Source organism: Mesorhizobium sp. WSM4823, assembly GCF_055811195.1.
On sequence record NZ_JBVVQL010000027.1, the window covers coordinates 1 to 26,984 of the forward strand.

Annotated in this window: 26 protein-coding genes; 5 read left to right on the top strand and 21 right to left on the bottom strand. The window is 63.5% G+C overall.

Features of this window, described 5'->3' with window-relative positions:
* Positions 1–227, bottom strand: a 227-nt coding sequence (locus AC0L26_RS31085; protein ID WP_473635972.1) for a hypothetical protein, incomplete at its 3' end; no start/stop codon positions are given.
* Positions 228–400: 173 nt separating this feature from the next.
* Between AC0L26_RS31085 and AC0L26_RS31090 the strand changes: the two genes are divergently transcribed.
* Positions 401–2,362: a M23 family metallopeptidase gene (locus AC0L26_RS31090; protein WP_473635973.1), complete on the top strand. Its 1,962-nt coding sequence runs from the start codon at positions 401–403 to the stop codon at positions 2,360–2,362.
* A 25-nt stretch (positions 2,363–2,387) separates the two neighbouring features.
* Here AC0L26_RS31090 and AC0L26_RS31095 read toward each other — a convergent pair whose 3' ends face one another.
* The 9 genes from AC0L26_RS31095 to AC0L26_RS31135 all read right to left on the bottom strand — a co-directional run bounded on the left by AC0L26_RS31095 (position 2,388) and on the right by AC0L26_RS31135 (position 15,906).
* Complete coding sequence (locus tag AC0L26_RS31095) at positions 2,388–3,947, bottom strand: MFS transporter (RefSeq protein WP_473635974.1); 1,560 nt, start codon at positions 3,945–3,947, stop codon at positions 2,388–2,390.
* A 118-nt stretch (positions 3,948–4,065) separates the two neighbouring features.
* Complete coding sequence (locus AC0L26_RS31100) at positions 4,066–5,517, bottom strand: L,D-transpeptidase family protein (RefSeq protein ID WP_473635993.1); 1,452 nt, start codon at positions 5,515–5,517, stop codon at positions 4,066–4,068.
* Positions 5,518–5,763: 246 nt separating this feature from the next.
* A complete protein-coding gene (locus tag AC0L26_RS31105; RefSeq protein ID WP_473635975.1) occupies positions 5,764–6,129 on the bottom strand; it encodes an MmcQ/YjbR family DNA-binding protein in 366 nt (121 codons plus the stop codon).
* A gap of 35 nt (positions 6,130–6,164) precedes the next feature.
* On the bottom strand, positions 6,165–8,771 hold the full coding sequence (gene clpB, locus AC0L26_RS31110; RefSeq protein WP_473635976.1) for an ATP-dependent chaperone ClpB: 2,607 nt from the start codon (positions 8,769–8,771) through the stop codon (positions 6,165–6,167).
* Positions 8,772–8,995: 224 nt separating this feature from the next.
* Positions 8,996–9,934, bottom strand: coding sequence for a DUF4167 domain-containing protein (locus tag AC0L26_RS31115; protein WP_473635977.1), 939 nt, complete (start codon positions 9,932–9,934; stop codon positions 8,996–8,998).
* A 301-nt stretch (positions 9,935–10,235) separates the two neighbouring features.
* Positions 10,236–11,114 carry a peptide chain release factor N(5)-glutamine methyltransferase gene (gene prmC / locus AC0L26_RS31120; protein WP_473635978.1) on the bottom strand — a complete coding sequence of 293 codons (879 nt, stop codon included), beginning with the start codon at positions 11,112–11,114 and terminating at the stop codon, positions 10,236–10,238.
* Positions 11,107–12,186 (bottom strand): peptide chain release factor 1, encoded by a 1,080-nt coding sequence (gene prfA / locus AC0L26_RS31125; protein WP_473635979.1) that lies wholly within the window; start codon positions 12,184–12,186, stop codon positions 11,107–11,109. The genes prmC and prfA overlap by 8 nt, the downstream gene beginning before the upstream one ends.
* A gap of 12 nt (positions 12,187–12,198) precedes the next feature.
* The gene (ptsP, locus tag AC0L26_RS31130) at positions 12,199–14,469 is read right to left on the bottom strand and encodes a phosphoenolpyruvate--protein phosphotransferase (protein ID WP_473635980.1); all 2,271 of its coding nucleotides are present in this window, start codon (positions 14,467–14,469) and stop codon (positions 12,199–12,201) included.
* A 183-nt stretch (positions 14,470–14,652) separates the two neighbouring features.
* Positions 14,653–15,906 carry an aspartate kinase gene (locus tag AC0L26_RS31135; protein ID WP_352937366.1) on the bottom strand — a complete coding sequence of 418 codons (1,254 nt, stop codon included), beginning with the start codon at positions 15,904–15,906 and terminating at the stop codon, positions 14,653–14,655.
* A gap of 359 nt (positions 15,907–16,265) precedes the next feature.
* Here AC0L26_RS31135 and ubiG point away from each other — a divergent pair, with 359 nt between their 5' ends.
* Positions 16,266–17,015 (top strand): bifunctional 2-polyprenyl-6-hydroxyphenol methylase/3-demethylubiquinol 3-O-methyltransferase UbiG, encoded by a 750-nt coding sequence (gene ubiG, locus AC0L26_RS31140; protein ID WP_473635981.1) that lies wholly within the window; start codon positions 16,266–16,268, stop codon positions 17,013–17,015.
* A 27-nt stretch (positions 17,016–17,042) separates the two neighbouring features.
* Here the strand turns inward: ubiG and AC0L26_RS31145 are convergent, their stop codons facing one another.
* Positions 17,043–17,972, bottom strand: a complete 930-nt coding sequence (locus AC0L26_RS31145; RefSeq protein ID WP_473635982.1) for a DMT family transporter — start codon at positions 17,970–17,972, stop codon at positions 17,043–17,045.
* A gap of 100 nt (positions 17,973–18,072) precedes the next feature.
* Between AC0L26_RS31145 and AC0L26_RS31150 the strand changes: the two genes are divergently transcribed.
* Positions 18,073–18,558, top strand: a complete 486-nt coding sequence (locus AC0L26_RS31150) for a MarR family winged helix-turn-helix transcriptional regulator (RefSeq protein WP_473635983.1) — start codon at positions 18,073–18,075, stop codon at positions 18,556–18,558.
* Between the two features lie 4 nt (positions 18,559–18,562).
* Here the strand turns inward: AC0L26_RS31150 and AC0L26_RS31155 are convergent, their stop codons facing one another.
* The 4 genes from AC0L26_RS31155 to AC0L26_RS31170 are packed head-to-tail and all read right to left on the bottom strand — an operon-like array spanning position 18,563 to position 20,959.
* On the bottom strand, positions 18,563–18,988 hold the full coding sequence (locus AC0L26_RS31155; RefSeq protein ID WP_352937371.1) for a DUF1178 family protein: 426 nt from the start codon (positions 18,986–18,988) through the stop codon (positions 18,563–18,565).
* Entirely contained in the window at positions 18,985–19,866 is an 882-nt protein-coding gene (locus AC0L26_RS31160; RefSeq protein ID WP_473635984.1) for a carbon-nitrogen hydrolase family protein, read from the bottom strand. Before AC0L26_RS31160 ends, AC0L26_RS31155 begins: the two co-directional genes overlap by 4 nt.
* A 10-nt stretch (positions 19,867–19,876) precedes the next feature.
* Positions 19,877–20,146 (bottom strand): glutaredoxin 3, encoded by a 270-nt coding sequence (gene grxC / locus AC0L26_RS31165; protein WP_354494201.1) that lies wholly within the window; start codon positions 20,144–20,146, stop codon positions 19,877–19,879.
* Positions 20,147–20,173: 27 nt separating this feature from the next.
* On the bottom strand, positions 20,174–20,959 hold the full coding sequence (locus AC0L26_RS31170; protein ID WP_352937375.1) for a ComF family protein: 786 nt from the start codon (positions 20,957–20,959) through the stop codon (positions 20,174–20,176).
* A 53-nt stretch (positions 20,960–21,012) separates the two neighbouring features.
* Here AC0L26_RS31170 and AC0L26_RS31175 point away from each other — a divergent pair, with 53 nt between their 5' ends.
* The gene (locus tag AC0L26_RS31175; protein WP_473635985.1) at positions 21,013–21,885 is read left to right on the top strand and encodes a methyltransferase domain-containing protein; all 873 of its coding nucleotides are present in this window, start codon (positions 21,013–21,015) and stop codon (positions 21,883–21,885) included.
* A 51-nt stretch (positions 21,886–21,936) separates the two neighbouring features.
* Here AC0L26_RS31175 and AC0L26_RS31180 read toward each other — a convergent pair whose 3' ends face one another.
* The 5 genes from AC0L26_RS31180 to argJ all read right to left on the bottom strand — a co-directional run bounded on the left by AC0L26_RS31180 (position 21,937) and on the right by argJ (position 25,091).
* Positions 21,937–22,104 carry a Flp family type IVb pilin gene (locus AC0L26_RS31180; protein WP_473635986.1) on the bottom strand — a complete coding sequence of 56 codons (168 nt, stop codon included), beginning with the start codon at positions 22,102–22,104 and terminating at the stop codon, positions 21,937–21,939.
* A gap of 98 nt (positions 22,105–22,202) precedes the next feature.
* Positions 22,203–22,538, bottom strand: coding sequence for a hypothetical protein (locus AC0L26_RS31185; protein ID WP_473635987.1), 336 nt, complete (start codon positions 22,536–22,538; stop codon positions 22,203–22,205).
* 113 nt (positions 22,539–22,651) lie between these two features.
* Entirely contained in the window at positions 22,652–23,074 is a 423-nt protein-coding gene (locus AC0L26_RS31190) for a (deoxy)nucleoside triphosphate pyrophosphohydrolase (RefSeq protein WP_473635988.1), read from the bottom strand.
* Positions 23,071–23,850 (bottom strand): GNAT family N-acetyltransferase, encoded by a 780-nt coding sequence (locus AC0L26_RS31195; protein WP_473635989.1) that lies wholly within the window; start codon positions 23,848–23,850, stop codon positions 23,071–23,073. The genes AC0L26_RS31190 and AC0L26_RS31195 overlap by 4 nt, the downstream gene beginning before the upstream one ends.
* Positions 23,850–25,091: a bifunctional glutamate N-acetyltransferase/amino-acid acetyltransferase ArgJ gene (gene argJ, locus AC0L26_RS31200; RefSeq protein WP_473635990.1), complete on the bottom strand. Its 1,242-nt coding sequence runs from the start codon at positions 25,089–25,091 to the stop codon at positions 23,850–23,852. The genes AC0L26_RS31195 and argJ overlap by 1 nt, the downstream gene beginning before the upstream one ends.
* 215 nt (positions 25,092–25,306) lie before the next feature.
* On the opposite strand from argJ, the gene AC0L26_RS31205 reads away from it, so the two are divergent.
* On the top strand, positions 25,307–25,942 hold the full coding sequence (locus AC0L26_RS31205) for a TetR/AcrR family transcriptional regulator (RefSeq protein ID WP_473635991.1): 636 nt from the start codon (positions 25,307–25,309) through the stop codon (positions 25,940–25,942).
* Positions 25,943–26,167: 225 nt separating this feature from the next.
* Here AC0L26_RS31205 and AC0L26_RS31210 read toward each other — a convergent pair.
* On the bottom strand, positions 26,168–26,984 hold an 817-nt coding region (locus AC0L26_RS31210; protein WP_473635992.1), incomplete at its 5' end, for a peptidylprolyl isomerase.

Genomic DNA, 26,984 nt, shown 5'->3' on the forward strand with positions numbered 1-26,984 from the left:
GGCGCGCCGCCCTCGTTGGTGAGGCGTATATAGTCGCCACCCCTCCAAACTGTCAACAACCATTTCAATCTTTTTTGAATTTTTTGCGACAAAGGATTTTCGGTAGCCGACTTCCGCGGCGGCATGGGAATAACATGGGAATAACAAAGCCCACCACCATGCTGGAGCCCTATTGCCGCCGCATTACGGCTTAACACCAAGGCCAATAAAGCGGGCGTGCGCACCATCGGCGCGGCCCCCTTAATAAGAGACTATAAGAGAGCCACTGAGAGAAAAGTGTGATTGGGGATTTCGGCCGAAGCCAGGCGCTTCGTTGACTTCGCCCGCCGTGACAGGCAAATGTCATGGCCACAACAAAAGCGACAAGCCGTCCCGCCCGGGGAAGAAGCAGCCTTTCTGGATGCCAGATACGGAAAATGTCATAGCCGAACTCGGCAACGAGCCGCCGCTGATTGCGGACGGTCGCAGTGGCCCACCCGACCGGCGCGAGGTTTCGGCACGCTGGCTGTCGGGCACATTTCTTACCGGCGTGACGTCTAGCGTGCTGATGGGGGTTGCGCTGTTCGCGGCCCTTGATGGCCGGCAGCAACTGGCAACGCCGCCCGAGATCGCCGAACTAATCAGCCTTGCGAGAGGCGACGATTCCGGCGAGATCGCCAAGACCACCAGGCTGGTGGCGCCGCGCCAGATCGCCAAGGCCAAGGACCGACGGCGCATGGAAGTGTCGATGGTGACCAAGGTCGGCGATCGCGACGTCATCCACACTATGCCTTTCGTGCAGATCAAGATGGCGCTTGCCGCCGGACACGCGACCAGCCGCGCCTATCCGCCTTTCAATCCAATGCAGGTGTTCGGCGACGATCGCGACGGCAATGCCGACCAGCCGGCGACCGCCGCCGCCGGCCAGATCTATGGCGCCAAGGTCGAAAGCGAGATGAGCCTGAAGACGGTCGATTTCCCGATCGAGACAGCGGCCTTCGACGAAAAGAGCGACTTGTCCGCCGACGAAGTGGAAAAGGTGGTGCGTGAGGCCGGCACCGGTCTAAGCGACGGCGCGGTGCAGGTCGCATCGCTGCATTATGTCGACCCGCAGCGATTCGGCGAAGCATTCGCCGAGAGCATGGCCGGATCCTACGATGTCAGGATCGTCCCGGAAAACGTCTCGGTGTCGCTGCGCGCTGCCCCCGACGATCAGGCGCCGGCTTTCGCCGAGGAAATCATCCCCTTCACCAGGGATCGCGACATAGTCGAGGCCTTCGCCGATTCGGGCTATACGGGCGAGGACGCCACCGGCATGGCCGAGGCGATCGCCAAATTGCTGAATGCGACAGCGCTCAAGGCGGGAACCGTGCTGCGCGTTGGGCTCGAGATCCATGGCGACGCCGCCAAGGTCGTTCGCACCGGCATCTATGACAGGACGCAGCATATCGTCACCATAGCTATAGACGATCACGGCCAATATGTGCCGGCGCAGGAGCCGGAACCCAATCCCGAATTGGCGACCGCATTCGACGATTCGCCCGCGCCAGTGGTGCGCGGCAATCTGCCTAATGTCTACGATGGCATCTACCGCGCCGCCTACTCCTACGGCATGTCCAAGGCCATGACCAAGCGGCTGATCAAGCTACTGGCCTCAGGTGTCGACTTCCAGTCGCGGCTCAATCCGTCGGACCGTATCGAGGTGCTGTTCTCGCAGCCGGACGGCGACGACCGGGCATCCGACGAATCCGAGCTGCTCTATGTCTCGGCGACATTCGGCGGCACGACGCGCAATTTCTATCGATTCCAGATGCAGGACGGCAGCACCGACTATTTCGACGAGGACGGTCGCAGCGCTCAGCAATTCCTGCTGCGCAATCCCCTGCCCGCAGGAAAATTCCGCTCCGGCTTCGGTGCCCGCAGGCATCCGATCCTCGGCTATGTGCGCATGCATACCGGCGTCGATTGGTCGGCCTCGATCGGCACGCCGATCATCGCCGCCGGCAACGGCGTCGTCGAGAAGGCCGGCTGGGCCGGTGGCTATGGCAAGCAGATCATCATCCGCCACGCCAATGGTTACGAGACCTCCTACAATCACCAGAGCGCTTTTGCCAAAGGCATCGCGCCGGGTGTGCGCGTCCGCCAAGGCCAGACCATCGGCTTTCTCGGCCAGACCGGCCTCGCCACCGGTCCGCATCTCCACTACGAGCTGATTGTCAACGGCACCAAGGTCGACCCGATGCGCGTTCGCCTGCCGGTAGGCAAGGTGCTGAAAGGCGACGATCTCGTCGCCTTCAAGCGCGAGCGCGGGCGCATCGATGATCTGCTCAAGCAGGAAGACAGTGATTCGCTGAAGATCGCGAGCGCCAAGATCGAAGGCTGAGCCGACTTTGGCGCCTTTAGGCTCTTCAGCCCTGCGGATTTTCAGATCGACGCGACCATGGCAGTCGCTCGCCGGAAACAGTCGTCCACGCCACGATCGCCGAGAGCAGGCAAAGCAGCGCGGTCACCAGGGCGACCGCTGCGAAAGCTGCATCGCTGGCGGCGAGCCTTGCTGCATCGAGATCCGGTGCCAGGCCGGCCGGCGCCGGTTCGCCGAAACCCGGGATGCCGGATGCGGCACCGGTGTTCAGCGTTGCCGCATAGACCCAGGCCGCCAATGATCCCATCGCCGCCACTGCAATCAGGCCGCCAATGCGCGAGACGGCATTGTTGATTCCCGAAGCAGCACCCGTATCCTTGTCATCGACCGCCGTCATGATCGCCGTCGACAGCGGCGACACGACCAGCGCCATGCCGAACCCCATCAGCGCCATCAACGGAAACACTCCCCACCAGAAACTGTGGATCCCGGCATAGGCCAGCCAACCAAGCCCGGCAAAGGCGACAGCGACCACGAGACTGCCGCTGGCGATCGGAAACCGCGGACCGATCCGGTCGGACCATTGGCCGATCGGCCCCGAAAACAGCGCGATCAGCGCCGACAGCGGCAGGAAGATGAAACCGACCTCAGCCGTGCTCAGCCCCCATCCGGCGATGAGCAGCATCGGCAGGTAGAACAGATTGGCCGACAGCGCGAAATAGAGGAAGAAGGTCGCTACATTGGCGCCGGCGAAGGCGCCGACCCGAAACAGCGAGAGATCGATCATTGGTTCGCGCTGCCGGCGCTCGAAGACAATGAACAAGACGAGCAACACCGCGCCGGCGGCAATGCTCGGGCCCGACATTTGCCCCTCGCCCTCTGCGCTCATCGAAGTCAAGCCGTAGGCAAGCGCCCCGAACGCCAAGGTGGCGAGTGCAGCGCCACCGAGATCGAGGCTGCGCTTTTCCGTCGGAGCGTCGGCCGGGACCTTGGCGAGCAGGAGATAGATCGAGAGAAGTCCAAGCGGCAGATTGATCGCGAAGATCGCCCGCCAGATGCCGTCGCCGAAGGCCGACAAGACAACGCCGCCCAGCACCGGGCCAAGCGCCGTCGTCAGCGCCGAGGCCGCCGCCCAGATGCCAATCGCCCTGCCGCGCTCCTTCTTCGGATAGGCCTTGGCGATAATGGCGAGGCTGCCCGGCACCATGATGGCGGCACCGATGCCTTGAATGGCGCGAAACGCAATGAGCACTGGCGGGTTCGGCGCCACCGCGCAGGCAAGCGAGGCAACAATGAACAGCGCGATACCTGCCACGAAAGCATGCCGCAGGCCAAAACGGTCGCCGGCGGCGCCGCCGACAAGGATGAGCGCCGAAAGCGTCAGCGCATAGGAGTTTGAAATCCACTGCGCCTCGGCGAAACTGGCGCCGAGGTCGACGCGGATCGCCGGCGTGGCGATGGCCAGGATCGAACCGTCGATGAAGCCGAGCGCGGAAGCCAGGATCGCCGCGATCAGCACGAACCTGCGCCGCGATTGCGGGCAAAACGTATCGGCCCGAAGAGAGCCGGTCAGGGAGATGGCAGCGGCTTCGCTTGGAGACTTCATGCAGCCTGCTTAGACCTCCGATCCGCCGGCAACAACCAGCCAGAGGATTGCTGTCGTTGAAACCAGAACAGGGATCGAGACCTTCATGGCACCGATCACGGCTCCTTGCCGACAGCGTTCAGTCGATGAATTCCACCGTGACACCCGGCGAGACGATTTTTGCCAGCTCGCGCGCGTCCCAATTGGTCAGCCGCACGCAGCCATGGCTTTCGGTCTTGCCGATCTTGGAGGGATCGGGTGTGCCGTGAATGCCGTAGGTCGGCTTGTCCAGCGCGATCCAGACCGAGCCGACGGGGCCGTTCGGGCCTGGCGGGATGGTCAGGATCTTGTCGTTTTCGCCCTGCTTGAAATTGATGTTCGGGTTGTAGGTGTAGTTCGGATCCAACGCGACCCGCGACACCGCATGCGTGCCGGTGGGCGAAGGCGTGTCCGCCGAGCCGATGGTGGCTGGATAGGCCGCGATCAGCTTGCCCGATGCGTCATAGGCGCGGACTTGCTTCTTGCCCTTGTCGGCGATGATGCTTGCCACCGGCTTCACCACCAGCCTGCCGAAATTGGCGACCTTGATGATCGTGCCGGGACGGTTGAAATTGGCGTCCGGATTGAGCGCCTTCAGATAGTTCTCGTCCATGTGGAACCGCTCGGCCAGCGCTTCGGTGACGGAGGTGTAGCTCAGCCGGTCGAGTTGCGCCTTTTGGCTGTAGTCTTCCGGCACCGAGGCGACATAGGGGCCGGCTGCATCTTCGGGGGTGATGGCGTAGGAGGCGAAGGCATCGCCGCCGGACTGCTCGAGCGCCGCCTGGATGCCGACCACATCGGTCGACCGCAGAGAGCTGCCGGTGATCTCGTTGTAGGCGGCGAGCGCCTTGTCGACGTTCGAGCCGAAGCGCCCGTCGACGACACCGGGCGAAGCGCCGGCGCGGTCGAGCAGCACTTGCAACGCCGCGACATCCTGGCGTGCACCGAGTGAAAGCGACGGATCGACCGCCGTTTTGCCGCCGATCTTTGGCGGCAGTGCCGCCTGGTCGCCCGGCGCCGTCGGCTCGACCGGTTCGATCGAAGCCTCGTTGAGCGGCTGGCGCTTGACGGTGCGCGGCTGCGGCGCTTCCGGATAATTATCGCCGTAGCTATCATCCCGCGGGGCTTCGGGAAAAGCTTCTACCGAATTGTCGTCGTAGGGATCGTATTCGTCGGGCGGCGGCACGACGATCAAGCCTTCCTCTTCCAATTGCCTGCGGCGCAAGCCTGCCGTGTCTTCCTCGTCGAGATAATAGCGGTCGTCCTCGACCGGTCCGAGATTGCGCGAGCCCTCGCGGCGCAGCGCACGGCGGTCGAACCTGGTCTGCGGCGGCTGGATGGCAAGGACCTTGCCGGTTTCCGCATCGACGATGACGCGGTTTCCCCTGGCGTCGTAATAGACGTCGAAATCGCCGTTCTGGGCGACCAGCACACCGCCGTCATCGGCCGCACGGGCAGATCGCGGCGCAATGTCTTCCGTCGGCGCGGCCATTGCGCTCGAAGAAAGCAGCCCGGCGGCGAACGCCGAAAGGGTGAAGATCGTGCGGAACATGTTGCCCAAATTCTCCGGTCCGTAATTGCCGCCGCCCAGCATAGTCTCGTTAGAGCGCCGCGCGTCCTTCCGGACGCGCAAAGGACGCTCTAACACTCTAATCTCCGCATCGCGCTTTCCGAAAATCGAATTCGATTTTCGGGCCGATGAGATATACCAACCCCTTCGCCAGCAAATCAGTTAGCGACCATAAGGTTCCAACATGAACCGGGCATGAAGATGGCGGATTTCTGGCGAGCAAGAACACTAGCCGGCGGTAAGCCCCAATTCCTTGCGCGCCTGTTTCGTCAGCTTGAGGACGACAAGGCGATGGCTTTCGCGCAGGTAGTCCTTCAGCGCGTCATCGTCCATGCTTTGATTTGTCTGGCGCTGGATCCATTTCATGCCGCGTGACGCAAGATAGGGCGCGGGCCGAAGGCCCGGCTGTTCCTTCAAGATGTCATAAGCGATGTCGGAGCATTTGAAGGTGACGAACGGCTCCTTCCCCTCGCTCCAACCGCCGATGGCAAACACCTTGGCACCGACCTTCCAGACATGGGCGCCGCCCCATTGGACGACGTGGGTCGTCGCAGGCAGCGAGGCGCAGAAGCCGTTGTAGTCATCCAGCGTCATCTGCGCCCCGCCATTTTATGCAAGCCGGCTCGAAATCAGGCAGCCGCCTCGGTCGCCACGACCGTCGGCCTCGAGCGGAAGTTCAACCGGTCGGAACCTGCGGTGACCTTGACGGTCGAACCGTCGAGGATGTCGCCGAGCAGGATTTTTTCCGCCAGCGGGTCCTGCAGTTCCTTCTGCATCACCCGCTTCAGCGGCCGCGCTCCATAGGCCGGATCGTAGCCCTTGGCCGCCAGCCAATCGACCGCCTCCTGGTCCAGCGAAAGCGTGATCTTGCGGTCGACAAGCAGGTTTTCCAGCCGCTTGAGCTGGATCTCGACGATGCGGCCCATATCCTGCCGGCGCAGCCGGTGGAACAGGATCACCTCGTCGACGCGGTTGAGGAACTCCGGCCGGAACGATGCCCGCACCACGCTCATCACCTCGTCGCGCACGACATCGACGTCCTGGTTCTCGCCGAGATTGACCAGATATTCGGCGCCGAGGTTCGACGTCATGATGATCAGCGTGTTGCGGAAATCGACCGTGCGGCCTTGTCCATCGGTCAGGCGGCCGTCGTCGAGCACCTGCAGCAGCACGTTGAAGACATCGGGATGTGCCTTCTCGATCTCGTCGAACAGTACGACCTGGTAGGGCCGGCGCCGCACCGCTTCGGTCAGCGCGCCGCCTTCCTCATAGCCGACATAGCCGGGAGGCGCGCCGATCAGCCGGGCGACCGAGTGCTTCTCCATGAATTCCGACATGTCGATGCGCACCATGGCGCTCTCGTCGTCGAACAGGAAGCTGGCGAGCGCCTTGGTCAGCTCGGTCTTGCCGACGCCCGTCGGCCCGAGGAACATGAACGAGCCGATCGGCCGGTTCGGGTCCTGCAGGCCGGCGCGGGCACGGCGGACGGCTTTCGACACGGCCTGCACCGCCTCGCCCTGGCCGACGACGCGCTTGCCGATCTCGTCTTCCATGCGCAGCAGCTTGTCACGCTCGCCCTGCAGCATCTTGTCGACCGGAATGCCGGTCCAGCGCGACACGATATGGGCGACGTGATCGGGGGTGACCACTTCCTCGACCATGCCGACCTTGCCGTCTTGAGCCTCGGCCTGCGTCAGCTTCTTTTCGAGTTCCGGAATCTTGCCGTAGGCCAGCTCGCCGGCGCGCTGGAATTCACCCTTGCGCTGGGCAATGGCGAGCTCGTTGCGCGCCTCGTCGAGCTGCTTCTTCAGATCCGCGGCGAGCCCGAGCTTCTGCTTCTCGGCCTGCCACTTCGAGGTCAGTTCGGTCGATTCTTCCTCCAGGGCGGAAAGATCCTTTTCGAGGCGGGCGAGCCGGTCCTTCGACGCATCGTCCTTCTCGACCTTCAGCGCCTCACGCTCGATCTTGAGCTGCATGATACGGCGGTCGATCTCGTCCAGCGTTTCAGGCTTCGAATCGACCTGCATCCGCAGCCGCGACGCGGCCTCGTCGACAAGGTCGATCGCCTTGTCCGGCAGGAACCGGTCGGCGATATAGCGGTTGGACAGCGACGCTGCCGCGACCAGCGCCGAATCCGAGATGCGCACCTTGTGGTGCTGCTCGTATTTTTCCTTCAGGCCGCGCAGGATGGAGACGGTGTCTTCGACGGTCGGCTCATTGACGAAGACCGGCTGGAAGCGGCGGGCGAGAGCCGCGTCCTTCTCGACATGCTTGCGGTACTCATCGAGCGTCGTCGCGCCGACGCAGTGCAGTTCGCCGCGTGCCAGCGCCGGCTTCAACAGGTTCGAGGCATCCATGGCGCCATCCGCCTTGCCGGCCCCGACCAGCGTGTGCATCTCGTCGATGAACAGGATGATGCCGCCAGCGGCAGCGGTAACTTCCGAAAGCACCGCCTTCAGCCGCTCCTCAAATTCGCCGCGATATTTGGCGCCGGCGATCAACGACCCCATGTCGAGCGCCATCAGCTGCTTGTCCTTGAGCGATTCGGGCACATCGCCGTTGACGATGCGCAACGCCAGCCCTTCGGCGATCGCGGTTTTGCCAACGCCCGGTTCACCGATCAGCACCGGATTGTTCTTGGTGCGGCGCGACAGCACCTGGATGGTGCGGCGGATCTCGTCATCGCGGCCGATGACCGGGTCGAGCTTGCCGGCGCGGGCGTCGGCGGTGAGATCGCGCGCATACTTCTTCAGCGCGTCATAGCCCTGCTCGGCGCTCGCAGAATCGGCGGTGCGGCCCTTGCGGACCTCGTTGATCACCTGGTTAAGCGCCTGTGGCGTCACACCGGCCTTGGTCAGGATATCGGCGGTCTTGGCGGATTTCTCGACCGCCAGTGCCGTCAGCAGCCGCTCGACCGTGACGAAACTGTCGCCGGCCTTCTTGGCCAGCTCCTCGGCGGTCGAAAACACCTTGGCCAGTGGCTGCGCCAGATAAAGCTGGCCGTTGCCGCCCTCCACCTTGGGCATTGCCTCAAGTGCCGTCTCGACGCCAAGCTTGACGTCGCGAACGCTGCCGCCGGCGCGCTCGATCAACGACGCGGCCAAGCCCTCGTCGTCGTCGACGAGCACCTTCAATATATGTTCGGGGGTGAACTGCTGGTGGTTGCGCGAGAGCGCCATGGTCTGCGCGGACTGGATAAAGCCGCGCACGCGCTCGGAGTATTTTTCAAGGTTCATCTCTGTCTCCTTCCGTCACCGGCCCGCTATGCGGCACCGGATCAGATTGCGGTGACGGACCCGCCCGTTCGAGCCGGATCCTGTTCAGGCGAGATATGGGGCGCAAGCCACGGACCCTCAAGACGTCCCGATAATGGTGGACGCATAATATTCTACGGGCGCGCAAAACAAAAACGGCGGAGATTTCTCTCCGCCGTCCAAAAATGTCTGAAGGCCTTGCTCAATCAGTTGTTGACGTCGACGCTGGCGGGCTCCCCACCAGCGTCTTCCGCCGGCGCTGTATTCAAATTATCGGCGCCAGCATTGTCATTGCTGCTGTCCACCTGATCGGCATTGACACGCGGGCGGCGCGGACGCCTGGGACGCCGGGCAACGCCATTTTCGGCAGCCGCTTCCTTCAGCTCGGCCTGGGCAGCGAGAGCCGCCGGCGAGAAGTTCTCGAACTGCGGCGCGGGCTCGGGCACAGAAACAGGCTCGACCGGGGACACAGCTTCCGCCTGTACGGTCGTTTCGCTCTGTACCGGCGTCTCGTTACGCCGATTCTGATCGCCGCGCTGTCCGCCTTGCTCGCCGCGCGAACCATATTCGCCGCGCTGGCCGTTCTGGCCGTAGCCGCCATTGGGGCGACGGTCGCGATGGCGGCCGCCATTGTTGTCGCGCCCACCATTATCGCGCCCACTGTTCTCGCGATTATCGCGGTTTTCCTGGTTGAACGCCAATTCGGCCGGCGTGCCGTCGATAACCGGCTGCGGGCCGGCACCATGATTAACCACCGGAGCCGCGGTTTCACCAGCATTGCTGTTGCCGGTGTTGTCGAAATCGTCGCGGTCGTCGTCGCCGTCCTCGTCGAAATCGTCGCGGTTCTGCTGAGCGCTTTGGATCGGAAGCTGCGCCTGCGCGGCAGCGATGATGCGATTGTAGTGCTCGGCGTGCTGGAGATAGTTTTCCGCCATCACCCGGTCGCCGGAGCTTTGCGCGTCACGGGCAAGGGTAGCGTATTTTTCGGCGATCTGCTGAGCCGATCCGCGGATCTTCACGTCCGGGCCGTTGCTCTCGTAGTTGCGCGTAAGGGGATTTGGGCCCTTGCGGTTGTTGTTATTGTTATTGCCGCCGCCGTTGTTGTTGCGACCGCGCATGCGCCTGTTCTGCTGTTGTGGCCTCATTCGACTCTCTTCATTTTTGAAATTTTCGAAAATTCTTCACGAACGGAGGCGCTCATGCGGCCAGCCGTTTCGTCTCTTCACCGGCGTTCGCCCGCATCGATTGCGTTGGCGCCACGTGTCATCCTGTTCCGGTTACATCACTTGTCGGACGATTCCCGCACGAAGCTGGGCGTCGTTTGCGCAAGAAGGCAGCTATTTCCAAGGAAACCGAATCGCTAAGAGCACTGCCTGCTTCGTCTCATCCGGTTAAGGCGACCCTAGCCGCATTCCCCGACATTGCCAAGCGTTTTTTCGCACTGCATCACGGCTTTGTCAGTTCAAAGATCAGAACCCTGTCGTTTCCGCCAAGATCGCGAAAAACCCCGGCCAAACTGTAGCCGGCTGCGGAGAATATATCGGTGACCTCTTGGCGTTGCGTGTGGCCGATCTCGACCGCAATCCTGCTCTCGGCTTCCAAAAAACCTGCCGCCTCGGCGGCGATGATCCTGTAGGGACTAAGACCGTCCACGCCGCCATCCAGGGCTCGGCGTGGATCAAAATCGCGGACCTCGTCCTGCAGATTTTCGATGTCTATGGACGCTATATAGGGAGGGTTAGCGGCAATTACATGGTATCGGCCAAAAACTTTTTCGAACCAGTCGGATTTGAGCACCTGGAACCGGCTGGCCAACCCCAATTCCTCGGAATTGCGCATGGCGGTGCCCAGCGCTTCTTGCGAAATGTCGACCCCAGTGGCGCGCGCCGCCGGAACGGCGCTGAGCAGCGCCAGTGCGATCGCGCCGGTGCCGGTGCCGAGATCGAGGATGCGGCATTCGCCTTGCCGTTCTGCTGTGGTCTTCACGAAGGGCAGTACCGCTTCGACCAGCGTCTCGGTATCTGGTCGCGGCTCCAGCGTTTCCGGCGACAGCGACAGGCGCAAGCCGTAGAATTCGCGATGGCCGAGGATGCGATGCACCGGCTCGCCGGCGATCCGCCGTCTTAACGCTGCATCGATAGCGGCCATCGCGCCGGCATCGACCCTGCATTCGGGATCGACGATGGCTTGCGTGCGGGTGGTGCCGGAAAAATGTTCGACGATCAGCCTGGCATCCAGCGCCGGATCGGCGACTGCGGCTGCGGCAAGACGTGCCCGTGCCGCTTTCAGCAGCGGCCCCAGCATACCAGGCAGACTGTCAGCCATCGACGCCGATATCGGCGAGCAGCTTCGATTGGTGATCGGCCATCAGCGCGTCGATGATCTCGTCGAGTTCGCCCATCATCACCCGGTCGAGCTTGTAAAGCGTCAGATTGATGCGATGGTCGGTGACGCGACCCTGTGGGAAATTGTAGGTGCGGATGCGTTCCGAGCGATCGCCCGAACCAACCTGCGACCTGCGCGATTCGGAGCGTTCCTCGTCCGCCTTGCTACGCTCTAGGTCGTAGAGCCTGGCGCGCAGGATCTGCATGGCTTTCGCCCGGTTCTGGTGCTGCGACTTCTCCGCCTGCACCACCATGATGCCGGTCGGCAGATGGGTGATGCGCACCGCCGAATCGGTGGTGTTGACGTGCTGGCCACCCGAACCCGAGGCGCGCATCGTGTCGATGCGGATGTCTTCGGCCCTGATGTCGATGTCGACCTCTTCTGCTTCGGGCAGCACGGCAACCGTCGCCGCCGAGGTGTGGATGCGCCCGCCGGCCTCGGTCGCCGGCACGCGCTGCACGCGATGCACGCCGGATTCGAATTTCAAATGGGCAAAGACCCCCTTGCCCGAAATGGTGGCGATGATTTCCTTGTAGCCGCCGACCTCGCCCTCGCTCGCCGACGCCGTCTCGAAACGCCAGCCGCGTGCCGCAGCGTAGCGTTCGTACATGCGAAACAGGTCGCCGGCAAAGAGAGCTGCCTCGTCGCCGCCGGTGCCGGCACGGATTTCGAGGATGGCATTCTTGTCGTCGGCGGCATCCTTGGGCAGAAGCAGGATCTGGATGTCTTTCTGCAGCGCTTCGATGCGCTCCCTGACCTCGGGCAGATCGGCCTCGGCCAATGCCCGCATTTCGGCATCGGTGCTCTTGTCGGCGAGCATCGCCTCCAGATCTGCCTGTTCGTGCTCGGCGGTGCGCAGCGCCCTGATCTTTGCCACCATTTCCTGGATGTCGGCATATTCCGACGCCATCCTGACATAGGCGTCCGCCGCCGGCCCGGCCGACATCTGCGCCTCGAGCATGTCGAAACGCTTGACGACTTGATCCATACGGTCGCGGGGCAGGTTGATCATGGTGGGGTACTACTACAACGGTATGGAGCGGTCGTCGGCAAAGGCCTGCAGCAGCGCGCGCATCGGCAACTTCTGGGACGGCGCCATGAGATTGTCGGCGAAAAATGCTTGCAGCTCGGCCAGCGGCAGCTCCGTCAGCATCGCCTTGACCGGACCGATCGAGGCAGGCGACATCGAGATCGAACGGTAACCAAGGCCGACCAGCGCCATCGCCGAGATCGGCTTGCCGGCGAGCTCGCCGCACAAGGTCACCGGCGTGTTGTTGCGCACGCCCGCGTCGGCAATCTGCTTCAAAGCGCGCAGGAACGGCGTCGACAGCGTATCGAAGCGATCGGAGAGCTGCGTATTGCCGCGATCGACCGCCATGACGAACTGGAACAGATCGTTCGATCCGACCGAGACGAAATCGACCGCCTTCATCAGCTCGTCGAGCTGGAACAGCAGCGAAGGCACTTCCAGCATGGCCCCGAGCTTCAGGCTGGTCGGCAAATGATGGGCAAAACGCGACAGATGCCGCACCTCGCGATCGAGGATTTCGCGTGCCTGTGCGATCTCGCCGAGTTCCGTCACCATCGGCAGCATCAGCTTCAGTTCACGCCCGCCGCAGGCCTTCAGCAGCGCGCGGATCTGGGTGCGCAACAGGCCCGGCCGGTCGAGCGTCAGGCGGATGGCACGCCAGCCAAGCGCCGGATTCTCTTCCTGAATCGTGTCCTTGAAGTAGGGCAGCACCTTGTCGCCGCCGATATCGATGGTGCGGAAGGTCACCGGCTTGCCGCGCGCCGCGTCGAGCACGTCTCGGTAGAGCCGTTCCTGGGCTTCTGCACGCGGAAAGGTCGAGGCGACCATGAATTGCAGCTCGGTGCGGAACAGGCCGATGCCGGCAGCACCCGCCTCGGTAAGCTGCGGCAGATCTACGGCCAGGCCGGCATTCATCAACAGATCGACGTGGACGCCGTCCTTGGTCACCGACGGCTTCTTGCGCAGTTCGCGATAGACTTCCTGCCGCCGAGCCCGGAAGCGGACCTTTTCGGCATAAGCGGCTTCGAGGTCGGGCTGGGGGCGCAGATGGATCGCACCTTCTTCGCCGTCGACAATGATGGCGTCGCCGTTTTCCGCCATGGAAACGGCACCCTTCATCTGGCCGGCGACCGGTATGCCCATAGCTCTCGCCACGATGACGACGTGGCTGGTCGCGGCCCCATCCTCCAGCACCACGCCACGCAGCTTGTCTCTGGGATAATCGAGCAGTTCGGCGGCGCCCATCGAGCGGGCGACGATAATAGCGTCCTTCGGCAGCGAGGTCGCGACATCGTCCGGTCCACGCCCCATCAACTGGCGCAGCAGCCGGTTGGCGAGATCGTCAAAATCGCTCATCCGCTCGCGCAGATACGGATCGGTCATGTGCAGCATGCGGGCCCGCATGTCGCTCTGCACTTTTTCCACCGCTGCTTCCGCCGTCAGGCCGTTGCGGATCGCCTCTTCCAGCCGGCGCACCCAGCCGCTGTCGTTGGCAAACATGCGATAGGCTTCGAGCACCTGGCGATGTTCGCCCTCGAAGGCGACTTCGCGGCGTTCCAGCATGTCGTCGATCGAGAGCCTGAGCGAACCGAGGGATGCATCGAGCCGCCTGATTTCCTCGTCGCTGTCCTCGTTGAACAGATTGGTGACGACGATGCGCGGCTCGTGCAGCACGACATGGCCAAGCCCGACACCCTCGTTGAAGGACAGGCCGGTAAAGCTCACCGGGCGGCGCAGGTCGAGCTCGAGGCCGGGCCGGGTCAGCCGCGCAAGATCGCCGGTGGCGATCATCTCGGCGATCACCATCGCCGTCGTTTCCAGCGCCTCGACCTCGTCGTCGCGATAATGGCGCATGGTCTTGTTCTGGACGACCAGCACGCCGAGCGTGCGCCCTGCCCTGAGCACCGGCACGCCGAGGAAGGAGTTGTAGATCTCTTCCCCCGTCTCCGGCAGGTAGGCGAAGGCGGGATGTTCCTGCGCGTTCGAGAGATTGAGCGGTCGTGCTGAGGCCGCGATCGTGCCGACGAGGCCTTCCCCCAGCCTGAGCTGCGCCAAATGGACGGCGTTCGGGTTCAGGCCTTCGGTGGCATAGAGTTCGAGCACCGAATCGGCACGCAGCACATAGAGCGAGCACACTTCGGCGACCATGTTGGAGGCGATGTCGCGCACGATGCGGTCGAGCCGCTCCTGCGGCTCCAGCGGCTCCTGCATGAGCTCGCGGAGCCGTTTCAGCAAAACGCGCGGGCCACTGGCCGTATCACGCATCGCAGCTTGTTCTCCAATGGACATTTTGCCCGCCGCAGTTTCTCCCGCGGCCGGCGCTCACGCAACAACTCAATTAGAGCGCCATGCATCCGATTGGACGCGTAAAGGACGCTCTAAGACTTTCGATCCGCTGCATCGTGCTATCCGAGAATCGACTGTCGATTTTCGGGCCGTTGCAGTCTGCTACTGCTTATCCAGACCGTAGATGGAATGCAAAGTGCGAACTGCAAGTTCGGTGTAGGGACCGTCGATCAGGATCGAAATCTTGATTTCGGAGGTCGTGATCGCGCGGATGTTGATCGATTTGTCGGCCAGCGCCTTGAAGGCGGTGGCGGCGACGCCGGCATGGCTCCTCATACCGATGCCGATCACCGAGACCTTCGACATGCCGGCTTCCGACTGTACGACGTCGTAACCGATCGTGGCCTTGATCCGCTCAAGCACGCCAAGCGCCTTGTCGACATCGCCGGACGGCACGGTGAAGGTCATGTCGGTGAACTTGCCGTCCTCCGAAATGTTCTGGACGATCATGTCGACATTGATATTGGCTTCGGCCAGCGGCCCGAAAATGCCGGCGGCGACGCCCGGCCGGTCGCCGACACGGCGCAACGAAATCTGCGCTTCGTCCTTGGCGTAGGCAATTCCGGTGACGACCTGCTGTTCCACGATTTCTTCCTCGTCGCAAATAAGCGTTCCGGGCGGATTGAGCAAATCCCCCATTCCGGGCGCGTCGGGGTCGTCGAAGGACGACCGCACGAACGTACGCACCCTGTGCACCATGGCAAGCTCGACCGAACGCACCTGCAGGACCTTGGCGCCGAGCGACGCCATTTCAAGCATTTCCTCGAAGGAAATCTTGGCCAGCCGCCGTGCCTTCGGCTCGATGCGGGGGTCGGTGGTGTAGACCCCGTCAACATCGGTATAGATGTCGCATCGGTCGGCCTTGACCGCCGCGGCGATGGCGACGGCACTGGTGTCGGAACCGCCACGGCCGAGCGTCGCGATACGGTTGTCCGGTCCGATGCCCTGGAAGCCGGCGACCACCGCCACCTGGCCTTCGCCGAAGCGCTTGATCAGGAATGCGCCGTCAATGTCGAGAATACGCGCCGCGCCATGGGCATTATCGGTCTTGATCGGGATCTGCCAGCCTTGCCAGGAACGGGCATGGACGCCCATGTTCTGCAGCGCGATCGCCAGCAGGCCGGCAGTCACCTGCTCGCCGGAGGCGACGACGGCATCATATTCGCGCGCATCGTGCATGGGCGAGGCTTCGCGCGTCCATTGCACCAGTTCGTTGGTCTTGCCGGCCATTGCCGAGACGACCACCGCCACCTCATGGCCGGCATCGACCTCGCGTTTGACGTGGCGCGCCACATTGCGGATGCGGGCGATGTCGGCGACGGAGGTTCCGCCGAATTTCATCACGATGCGCGCCATGGAAGCGAAATGCCTTTGACTGGATGCCCGGGCCGACGGCCGAAAAGCGGAAAGGGAGCGTCCGGACGGGCCGGTCGCTGAATTCGCGGCCTCCTTAGCCAAATGCTTGGGGTTTCGCAAGGCGTGCCGCCAGTCGTCGGTTGGTCGACGGAAGGCGAAGCAAGCTGCCACATGCCGGCAGATCGCAGCCGGCGCCTCCTGGCATCGTGAGCACTGCCCTGTCGACAGGCGAAATTGCTGCCTTGACATTCGCTGCCTCGCGACCGACTTCCTAGCGCACCAGAGCGCGATCAGCAAAAGTCGTATCCGGTTTTGCACCCGATCGCGCTCTGAACTTTTGAGTCTGCGGGAGACACACCATGCCAGAACCCAGACGGTCGACGATCGATGCCGGAGAAGTGGAGCGCTTTTCCGCCCTTGCCGCCGAATGGTGGAACCCGAACGGCAAATTCCGCCCGCTGCATAAGTTCAATCCAATCCGGCTTGCCTATATACGCGACCAGGTGGCGGCGCGCTTCGGCCGCGACCCGCGTGCGGCGCGGCCATTCGAGGGCCTGCGCTTCCTCGACATCGGCTGCGGCGGCGGGCTGTTGTGCGAGCCGATGGCGCGGCTTGGCGCCGAAGTGGTCGGCGCCGACGCATCCGCCACCAACATCGAAGTGGCCAAGCTGCATGCGGCGGAGGTCGGCGTGACGGTCGATTACCGTGCCACGACGGCTGAGGATCTGGCCGACGCCGGCGAGAAATTCGACGTCATCCTCAACATGGAAGTGGTCGAGCATGTCGCCGACATCGACCTGTTCGTGGCCAAATGCGGCGAGATGGTCAAGCCCGGCGGGATCATGTTCGTCGCCACCATCAACCGCACGCTGAAGGCGCTGGGTCTGGCCATCATCGGCGCCGAATATGTGCTGCGCTGGTTGCCGCGTGGCACCCACCAGTTCGGCAAGCTGGTACGGCCGGACGAGTTGGAAAAGGCGCTCGCCGGCGCTGGCCTGACCATCATCGACCGCACCGGCGTCGCCTACAATCCGCTCGCCGACCGCTGGCAGCGATCGAAGGACATGGACGTCAACTATATGGTGCTGGCGGAGAAGGCACCCGCCTGAACTTTGTCACGAAATGCCTGAACCTTCTCACGTCGCCACCTTCTCACCCGTCTGACCCTGCGCCTTTCTGGTGATCTGGCTTTGCGCTTTGGTGGTGATGAACACGCCGGCGGTGATGATGATAGCACCCGCCCAGGTCAGCAATTGATAGTGCTCGCCGAGAAAGATCGTGCCGGCAAACAACCCGACCGCAGCCGCGACATAGCCGATCTGGCTGAGATAGACCGGGCCGCCGACCGCCTGCAGCCGGAAGAAGAAGGCGAACATCGCCGCGGCTGACGCGACCTGCCCGACGACCACCAGCGGCACATTGCTGAGTGGAGCAAGCGAACCGCCGCCCTGCAGCGTGAGGATGCCGCAGAGGAGCAGCGCAGCCGCTGCGAGATGGCTGCCGACGGCAAGTTCGATCGGTCCGGTCCCTTCGGGCCAGTCGACCGTGCGGTAGATGTTGCCGACGGCGAGGCTGACCGGGATGAGCAGCCCTATCGCCACCCAGAAAAATTCGGCCGGCTGGCCGGCCTCGCCGCGCGTCATCGCCACCATCACCGCACCGACAAAGCCGACTGCAATACCGACGACACCAAGCAGATTGGGGCGGCGAACGCCGAGCAGGATCGAAAACACAAGCGTGACCACCGGCGACAGCGTGAACATGATGCCGGTGTAGCCGGCGCCGAGGTGCGGAATGGCCGAGAACATCAACAGATTGGGGACGGCGTAGGACACCGCCGCGGTGACGAAGAAGTAGCGTAGCCTGTGCGGGGTAAGCCGGATGCGCTGCCCGCGCAGCAGCAAGGCGCAGAAAAGCACGCCGCCGGCGCCGAGCGAGATGACCAGGGCCCAGACCATGGCGGAAACGCCGGCTGCCGTCGCGATCTTGCCGAACGGCAGCGTCAAGCCGAGCAGCCCGCCGGTGACGACCAAAAGGCCGAGCGCAGAATCCCAGAGAAATTTCATTTCGTAGACCCGACACGATTTGCGGCCCTTGGCCGGCATTACATCTTGGGATAAGATAATGCAAAGATACTTAACGTCAAGATATTTAATGGTGAGATAGATGGACCGTGCGGCGAACGCCATCGAGCAGTGGAAAAAGGAACGGCCGGATCTGGACGTTTCGCCGATGGCCGTGCTTGGACGATTGAACGAGGCCTCGTCGCTGATAGCACGAGAACGCCTCGCTCCGCTGTTTGCCCGTTTCGGACTGCAATCCGGGGAATTCGATGTGCTGGCGACGCTGCGCCGTTCCGGATCACCTTTCGCACTGACGCCAACCGCCCTCTATGAAGCGACGATGGTCACGTCGGGCGCCATGACCAACCGGCTCGACCGGCTGGAGAAGTTAGGACTGATCATGCGCGGGCCGCATCCCAACGATCGGCGTGGGATTGTCGTGCAGCTCACCGCAAAAGGTCTCGCCTTGATCGATGAAGCAGTCGCCGCTCACGTCGCCAACGAACACGAGATACTTTCCGGTCTGACGCGTCAGGAGCAGGAGACGCTTGCTCGCCTGCTTGAGAAATTGATAGCAAGCGTGAGATAGCCGCTCAGTTCCGCTCGTCGGGGAAGCTCGGAATCGGCATGAATTCGACGCCGTCCTCGGCTAGGCTCTTTGCCTCCTCCAGCGTCGCCTCGCCATAGATGCCGCGTGGATCGCTCTCGCCGAAATGGATCTTGCGCGCTTCCTCGGCAAATTTGTCGCCGACATAGTCGGCGTTCTCGCGCACCTTCTCGGCCAGCGCCTTCAATTGCGCCAGCGCCTGCTTCTGGGCCTCGCCCATGGCGAGCGCGATCTTTTCCTGTTTGCGGCCGGTGGAGACGGCCGGAGCCATCAACGCCTTCTCGACCTTGTGCGAGCCGCAAGTCGGGCAATCGACGAAGCCACGTTTCTTCTGGGTGTCGAAATCGTCATTACTGCGAAACCAACCCTCGAATTCGTGCTCGTGGTCGCAGATCAGCGCAAAGCGGATCAAGATGCTGCACCCCTGAGCGGCAGCGTCTCGGCCGATCCGCCGTTGACGGCAAAATCCCGCGCATTTTTCAGGTTAGGGATCTTCTTGCGCGCGGCGACCGACTGCGCCGGGTCGATCTCGGCGACGATCACGGCCGGCTCGTCATGCGCAGCTTCTGCGAGGATACGGCCCCAGGGATCGACGATCAGCGAATGACCATAGGTCTCGCGGCCGTCCTCGTGCAGTCCGCCTTGCGCCGCAGCGACGACATAGGCGCCGTTCTCGATGGCGCGTGCCCTGAGCAGCACGTGCCAGTGCGCTTCGCCGGTCTGGCGGGTGAAGGCGGCGGGCACCGAAAGCATGTCCGCGCCCGCCAGCGCCTCGGCGCGGAAGAGCTGCGGAAAGCGCAGATCGTAGCAGACGGCGAAACCCAGCCTCGCGCCATCGATCCCGGCGCCGCTGATCTCGGTGACGACGGCCTCGGTGCCCGGCTCGTAGGCGGCCGATTCACGCCAGCTCTCGCCACTGTCGAGATCGACGTCGAACATGTGGATCTTGTCGTAGGTGGCTAGTGTCGCGCCATTCGGCCCGAACAGAAGCGCACGATTGGCGAGCTTGCCGTCGGCGCGCAAGATGGCGGTCGAGCCGATATGCAGGAAGATGCCAAGTTCTTTCGCCAGCTTCCGCGAGGTCGCGACGATGATGTCCTTGTCCTCGGCCGTGAACGAGGCGGCCCGCGCCTGTTTGTCGCGGACCAGCGCACCGGTCATTTCCGGTGACTGGATATAGGTCGCGCCCTGGCTAGCCGCCTCGCGCACCAGCCGCTCCAGATCGACCGCGTTGCGCTCGGGGCTGATGCCGGAACGCATCTGGATTGCCGCCGCCTTGAAAGCACCCATCGTCATATCCTCAATTCGTCGAACCATCGGCGAGCAGACGGTCCAGCCGGCCCTCCGCCTCCAATTCGTGGAGATCGTCGGAGCCGCCGACATGTGTGTCGCCGATGAAAATCTGCGGAAAGGTCGAGCGGCCGTTCGCGCGGGAAATCATTTCCCGGCGCAGTTCCGGCGAGAAGGAGGCGTCGTGCTCGGTGTAGGCGACGCCCTTGCGTTCGAGCAGCCGCTTGGCTGCCGCGCAATAGCCGCACATCACCCGTGTATAGATCGTCACGTCGACCATCGGTCAGCAATCCTGCCTATCTTCAATCTATATAGTCGCGGACTCGTCGGCCCGAAAGTCCCCCGGCAGCACACGCGCAAAGGTCAGCACGTCGACCGCCCCGGCGCCGCCCTTCTTCAGCGCCTTGGCGACCGCGCGAACAGTGGCGCCGGTGGTATAGACATCGTCGATCAAGAGCACCCGGCGGCCGGCGATCTCGATCTCGGCCTCCTCGGGCACGCGGAAGGCGGCGCGCACATTCTCCTCGCGTTCCCGCCGCTCCAGCCCGACCTGCTGGCGCGTGAGTTTGACGCGCCTGACCGCGGAAGGCGCGAAAGGCAGGCCGCCAAGCTGCGATACCGCCCTTGCCAGTTCCGCCGACTGGTTGAACTGGCGCCTGAAAAAGCGCCGCCAGTGCAGCGGCACCGGCACGACCACATCGGCCTCCGCGGTCAGTTCGGCGCCGGCGCGCAGCATCCAACGGGCCATCCATGGCGCCAAATCGGTGCGATCCTGGTATTTCAACCCTTGCACCATCTGGCGGGCGACACCGGAGTAAGCGACCGCGGCCCGCGCGCGCTCGAAGGGCGGCGGGTCTGCGATCGCCTCGGCCGACAGAAAACCCTCGCCCATGTGATGGATGAATGGCGTGCCCATGACCGGGCACCATGGCCGTTCCAGGAGCCTGAGCTTCGGCCAGCAGGCGCCGCACAGCACGCCGGGCTGCGAGACATGCCGGCGGCAGCCGGCGCAAACCGGCGGAAACAGCACGCGCGCTGGCCAGTCCAATGCCTTTCGAGCGATACTCTTGATATCTGGCATTGGATCGGCCACGTGGTTCGTTGTCCGCCACCCTATATCAGAGAGCGGAAACCAGGAACCGTCAGTTGCAGCCCATAGTCGATACGTCTCTCTGGCTGGCGCACAAGCGCCGGGCGCTCTCCAATCCGGCTGCCGGCGCGGATTTCCTGATGCTTCGGGCGGCCGAAGAGCTTGCCGATCGGCTGGGCGCCGTCGAGCGCAAATTCGACCGAGCGGCAGTGCTGTTTTGCCAGACGCCGGCAGCGGTCGACGTGCTCGCGGCAAGCGGCAAGGTGGCGGAAATCGCGCGCGTCGAGGCGGACGCTGCGTTCCTGGACGATGTCGAGGGATTGGTGGCGCCGCTGGAGACAGCGCCGTTCGAGCCGGAAAGCCTCGATCTCGCCGTGTCTCTTTTGTCCCTTCAAGCGATGAACGACATTCCCGGCATGCTGGTGCAGATCCGTCGCGCGCTGAAACCGGACGGTCTTTTCCTCGGCGCTTTTGCCGGCGCCGGCACGCTTTCCGAACTGCGCGAAAGCCTGCTTGCCGCCGAGACCGAACTTTATGGCGGCGCCAGCCCGCGCGTCATCCCGTTCACCGACGTGCGCGACGCCGGCGCGCTTTTGCAACGCGCCGGCCTGGCCTTGCCCGTCGCCGATGTCGAGACGGTGACGGTGCGCTATGATTCGCTGTTCGGGCTGATGGCGGACCTGCGGGTGATGGGCGAGACCAGCGCCCTCATCGACCGCAGCAGGCGACCGGGGACACGAAGGCTGTTTGCCCGCGCCGCCGAAATCTACGCCGAGCGATTTTCCGATCCCGATGGTCGCGTCAGGGCGAGTTTTCCGATCGTCTGGATGTCAGGCTGGGCGCCTGACGCCTCGCAGCAAAAGCCGCTGACGCCGGGTTCGGCGAAAATATCGCTGAAGACAATCCTGGAAGACCCCGAAGGGCGTTGATCGGATTCTACCGATGGGGAGCCCAGCCTTGATCACTACCAGTCGTGATCACTACGGGAGAGCGTTCGCAAGCCTGTCGCCGAACAGCGATCTGAGGGCATCGAACGCCTGGCCGCCCCCGGCAAGGATGGCGACCGACAGCACGGCCGCGATGAGGCCGTATTCTATGACCGTCGCGCCGGCCTCGTCGTCCAAAAATCGTTGCAGCAATGTTCTCATGGCCGTCGATCCCGCCTGCCGGAACCCTAGCGCCGACCTGTTAAGAAAGGTTAATGACGCAGGCTTAACAGGCGATGAACCGGCCGTTTTAAACGATATCAGCAGTCGCCGCTGCGCTTGCCATTGTCGCGTATCACGCAGACCGAACTGGGCAGCGGCTGCAGCACGCTCCTGCGCAGCGTGTAAGTGTCACGATGGCCGATCGAGTTCCTGCTTTCAATCGACCCGGTGCTCATCCTGTCGAGGCCGCCGATAAAATCGGCGCGGTCGGACTGTAGTCGCATCCGGCTGTCGAGGAAGGGCGTAGCGATCAAAGCCAGCGCCACCGCGGCAGAGCCGAACAGCAGCGTAATCCGCAATATGCCCATGCCGGCATTGACAGCCCTGTAATTGCGCTCGGGTCGGATCGAATCCCAGTCCCTGTCGACGCTCATGCAACCGCTCTCCGGCGAAGGCCTAACACGACCTTCCCTTGATTTCCGCGCCCCAGTTTTTTCACGGCGAGATAAATCTTCCATTAACGCTGTCTAAATCGGACAGCGCAAAATCACAGAAGATCGATGAGGAACTGGATTAGCGGCGCGTCGGCCGGTGGCATCGGAAAGTCGCGCATCTGGCGCGGCCGCACCCATTTCAGCACCTGCCCCTCCTTCGGCTGCGCGATGCCGCGAAAGCGACGGCAGACGAACAGCGGCATCAGCAGGTGAAAATCATCATAGGCGTGGCTGGCGAAGGTGAATGGCGCCAGGCACGGGATATCGGTTTCGATGCCGATCTCCTCGTACAACTCCCGGATGAGGCATTCTTCCGGTGTCTCGCCGGGCTCGACCTTGCCGCCCGGAAATTCCCACAAACCGGCGAGTTGCTTGCCTTCGGGCCGCTGCGCCAAAAGCACGCGGCCATCGGCATCGATCAGCGCGCAGGCTGCGACCAACAGCAGGCGCTTGCCGGCAGGATTAGCGCCGGTCATGCGCTGGGCGGCCGGCGATAATGGTAGCGATAGACCTCGTCGAACCCGAGCGAACGATACAGCGCCAGCGCCGGCGCATTGTCGGCTTCGACCTGCAGCCAGGCTTCCCGGGCGCCGCGCAGCCGCGCCCATTTCAGCGCCGACAGGATGAGATGGCGGCCATGGCCCTTGTTGCGCACCGATTTGTCGGTGGCGATCTCGAACAGCCCGGCAAGATCGCCGTCATGGACGCAGATCAGCGTTGCCAGCGGCTCGGTGCCTTCTTCGAGCGCGAACAGCCCGGCTTCCGGCTGGATGGCGCCGATGATTTCCGACAGGCCCGGCCGCAGCGACACATCCGAGCCGCTCACCTTGAGCGACGCGCCGATGAAGCGGCTGATGTCCTTCAGCGGAATCTGGTCCATCGCGGCATCGAGTTGGGCGTCCGCCAGCGGCAGCCGCATCACCAGCGATTCGTCGAATTTGCTCCAGCCTTCGCTGTCGAGATGTTTGGAAAGGACCGGTCCCGACAGCGGCGATATGCGGAAGGTCAGCGGCCGGCCATAGGCGTCGAAACGGCGGCTGGCGCGGCCGATACGCTCGGCCATGTGCTGGATGTCGCCCGGATCGAGCGGATTGACGGAATTCAGCCGCTTGGCCGGATGACCCGCCGTCAGCCGCACCACCCAGGTGCCATCATAATGGACGGCCGCCGCCGGCCAGGCACGAAAGCCGGCCGCCTCATAGCGGCGCACGATGGCAAGCACGCTTGCCGGATGTCTGGAAACCAACGCCATCAGCTCCGATAATCGCCGTTGATGGCGACATACTCCTTGGTGAGGTCGCAAGTCCACACCGTCGCCTTGCCGCGGCCGATGCCGATATCGGCACGGATGCGGATCTCGTCGCGCTTCATGTAGGCCGATGTCGCCTCTTCGGAATAGGCGGCATCGCGCTCGCCCTCATGCGCAAGCCTGTTGTCGCCGAACCAGATCGAAAGAAGATCGCGGTCGGCCGGTTCGCCGGCCTTGCCGACGGCCATGACGACGCGGCCCCAATTGGCGTCCTCGCCGGCGACCGCCGTCTTGACCAGCGGCGAGTTGGCGATCGACAGCGCGATGCGCTTGGCCGAACGGGCCGATTTCGCGCCGGTAACGGTGACCTCGACCTGCTTGCGGGCGCCCTCGCCATCGCGCACCACTTGCAGCGCCAGCGATTTCAACACCTTGCCGAGCGCGCGGCGGAACGCGCCGAGGCGCGTATCCCCGGCATCCGTGATCTCAGGCGCGCCGCGCCTGGCGGCGGTGCCGGTGGCGAAGATCAGCAGCGTGTCGCTGGTCGAGGTGTCGCTGTCCACAGTGACGGCGTTGAAAGTCTTGGCCGTGCCGCGCGATAAAAGATCCTGCAGCACCGGCGCTGCGATCGGCGCGTCGGTGGCGATGAAGGAGAGCATCGTCGCCATATCGGGCGCGATCATGCCGGCGCCCTTGGCAATGCCGTTGATGGTGACGTCGGCGTCGCCGAGCTTCACCGTCGCGGTCGCCAGTTTCGGATAGGTGTCCGTGGTCATGATCGCCTTGGCGGCTTCGGTCCACAGATCCGGCTTGCCGTCCTTGACCAATCCGGCAAGCAAATGGCTGAATTTGCCTGCATCCAGCGGCTCGCCGATGACGCCGGTCGAGGCCAGAAACACCTCATCCGGCGCGCAACCGGCAGCCTTGGCTGCAGCCTCGCCGGTCATTGCCGTGGAGCTACGGCCCTTCTTGCCGGTAAAGGCGTTGGCGTTGCCGGAATTGACGACCAGCACGCGCGCCTTGCCGGCCCCGAGATTCTGCCGGCAGAAATCGACCGGCGCCGACGGGCATTTCGACTTGGTGAACACGCCGGCGACCGTGGTGCCGGCATCGAAGACCATGGCGAGCAGATCGGTGCGGTTCTTGTACTTTATCCCGGCCTCGGCGGTAGCGATGCGGACGCCCTCGATAGCAGGCATTTTGGGGTATTTCTTCGGCGCGAGCGGCGAAATCGTGGCGGACATGAAGACCTCGGGCGGGGGAAAACGCAAGGGAACGCCGGTTTGCCCGATAGCGGGCGCCGACGCAAGGACGTTTTCCCGGCCGTTGCGGGCGGTGCCGGAGCTTCGCCCAAATTCATCGGAACGCTGCGTCCCCTTATCCAAAACGGGCCGTTTCGTTTCGTTGGGAAAAGTATGTATGGTTTACGGACGAAAAATCATCGGCAAAGGGAAACAGGATGGGTGTTGATCGGGTCCGCAAATCGATTGGCCCGCGGCGCAGCCCCGACAGCGCCGACGCCATCCTCGACGCCGCCGAGGCGGTGCTGGCCGAGGCCGGTTATTCCGGCTTTTCGATCGAAGCGGTGGCGCGGCGGGCGCGTGCGGGAAAGCCAACGATCTATCGCTGGTGGCCAAGCAAGGCCGCTTTGCTCTTCGACGTCTATCAGCGGGGCAAGCGCGTCGACAATCCCGACAGCGGGAACCTCGAGGATGATCTCGCCGGCTTCCTGAAGAGCTTGTTCTCGCACTGGCGCGAAACACCGTCAGGCAGCGTCTTCAGGTCGCTGATCGCCGAGGCGCAGTCGGACGCAACCGTGGCCGCCGCCCTCGCCGAATACACGAAAGGACGCCATGTCCATACCGGCCGGATGATCGAACGCGCCAAGGCAAGGGGCGAAGTCGCGGCCGATGTCGATCCGGCGCTCGTCGCCGACCTGCTCGCCTCCTTTGCCTGGAAGCATCTTTTGACCAATCGCCTCGACGAAGACGAAACGACCATACGCACAGCCGTCCGCTACGTGACACAAGGCATCGCTCCACCGGAGCACACGGCGATCCAGCGGCGTTCAAGGCGTCGACGCATTATAGGATAGGTAGGGAGGAAGAGGAGGATCTCGGGACTGCGCCCTACGAAAGCCCCTCTCCGGCCGCTTCGCGGCCACCTTTCCCCACTTTCGTGGGGCGAGGAACCCAAATCTTGAGAGGTCGGAAACCCGCTCTGCTCTGCCGGCGTTCGGAAAGCCAAGCAACTGGCTTTCCGTCCGCTGCGCGGGAACCTCCCCGCAAGGGGGAGATCGGCAGCTTCGCCGATGGCGGGCCTACTTGGTGTTTTCCAGCGCGTCGACCGTCTGCTTCAGCTTCTCGTCCGGGATCTCGACTTTGGCGTCGGCGCGCAGCGTCTTGACCAGCGCGATATACTTGTCGCGGATGACCGCCTGACGGGCCTGATCCTTGACGGCGTCGAAAGCCGGCGGCTGCTTGGCGCGCTTGTCCTCGACCTTGATGACGTGCCAGCCGAACTGCGTTTGCACCGGCTGCTCCGTATATTTGCCGACCGCCAGCGCGGAGGCCGCCTTGTCGAACTCCGGCACCATCTGTCCAGGACCGAACCAGCCGAGGTCGCCGCCGCTGGTCTTGCCTGAGGGATCGCTGGTGTGCTCATTGGCGAGCTTTTGGAAATCGGCGCCGCCGTCGAGCTGCTTGATGATCGCGTCGGCTTCTTCCTTCGACTTCACGAGGATGTGACGGGCATGCACCTCGTTGGCCGGCGGCGTGTTGGCGATTTCCTGGTCGTAGCGGGCGCGAACCTCGGCATCGGTGACCTTGTCGACGACATCCTTTTCGACCATTTCGCCATGCAGCGCGCGCTGCTGCAGGAATGCCATGCGGCGCTGGAAGTCGGGATCCTTGTCGAGGCCGCTGGTGACCGCCTGGGTTGCCATGACCTTGATTTCGATCGCCGCCGAAAGTGCTGCGGCGCGGCGCTGTTCGGGCGGCATCTGCGCGAACTGCTGCGACAGCTCGCCTTCGGCAAGCGCAAGGTCTGCCTCGGTCAGCGTCTGGCCGTTGATCGTGGCGACCACAGCGTTCGGATCGACAGGTGCTGCCGGCTGGGCGGGGGCGGCCGGTTGGGCG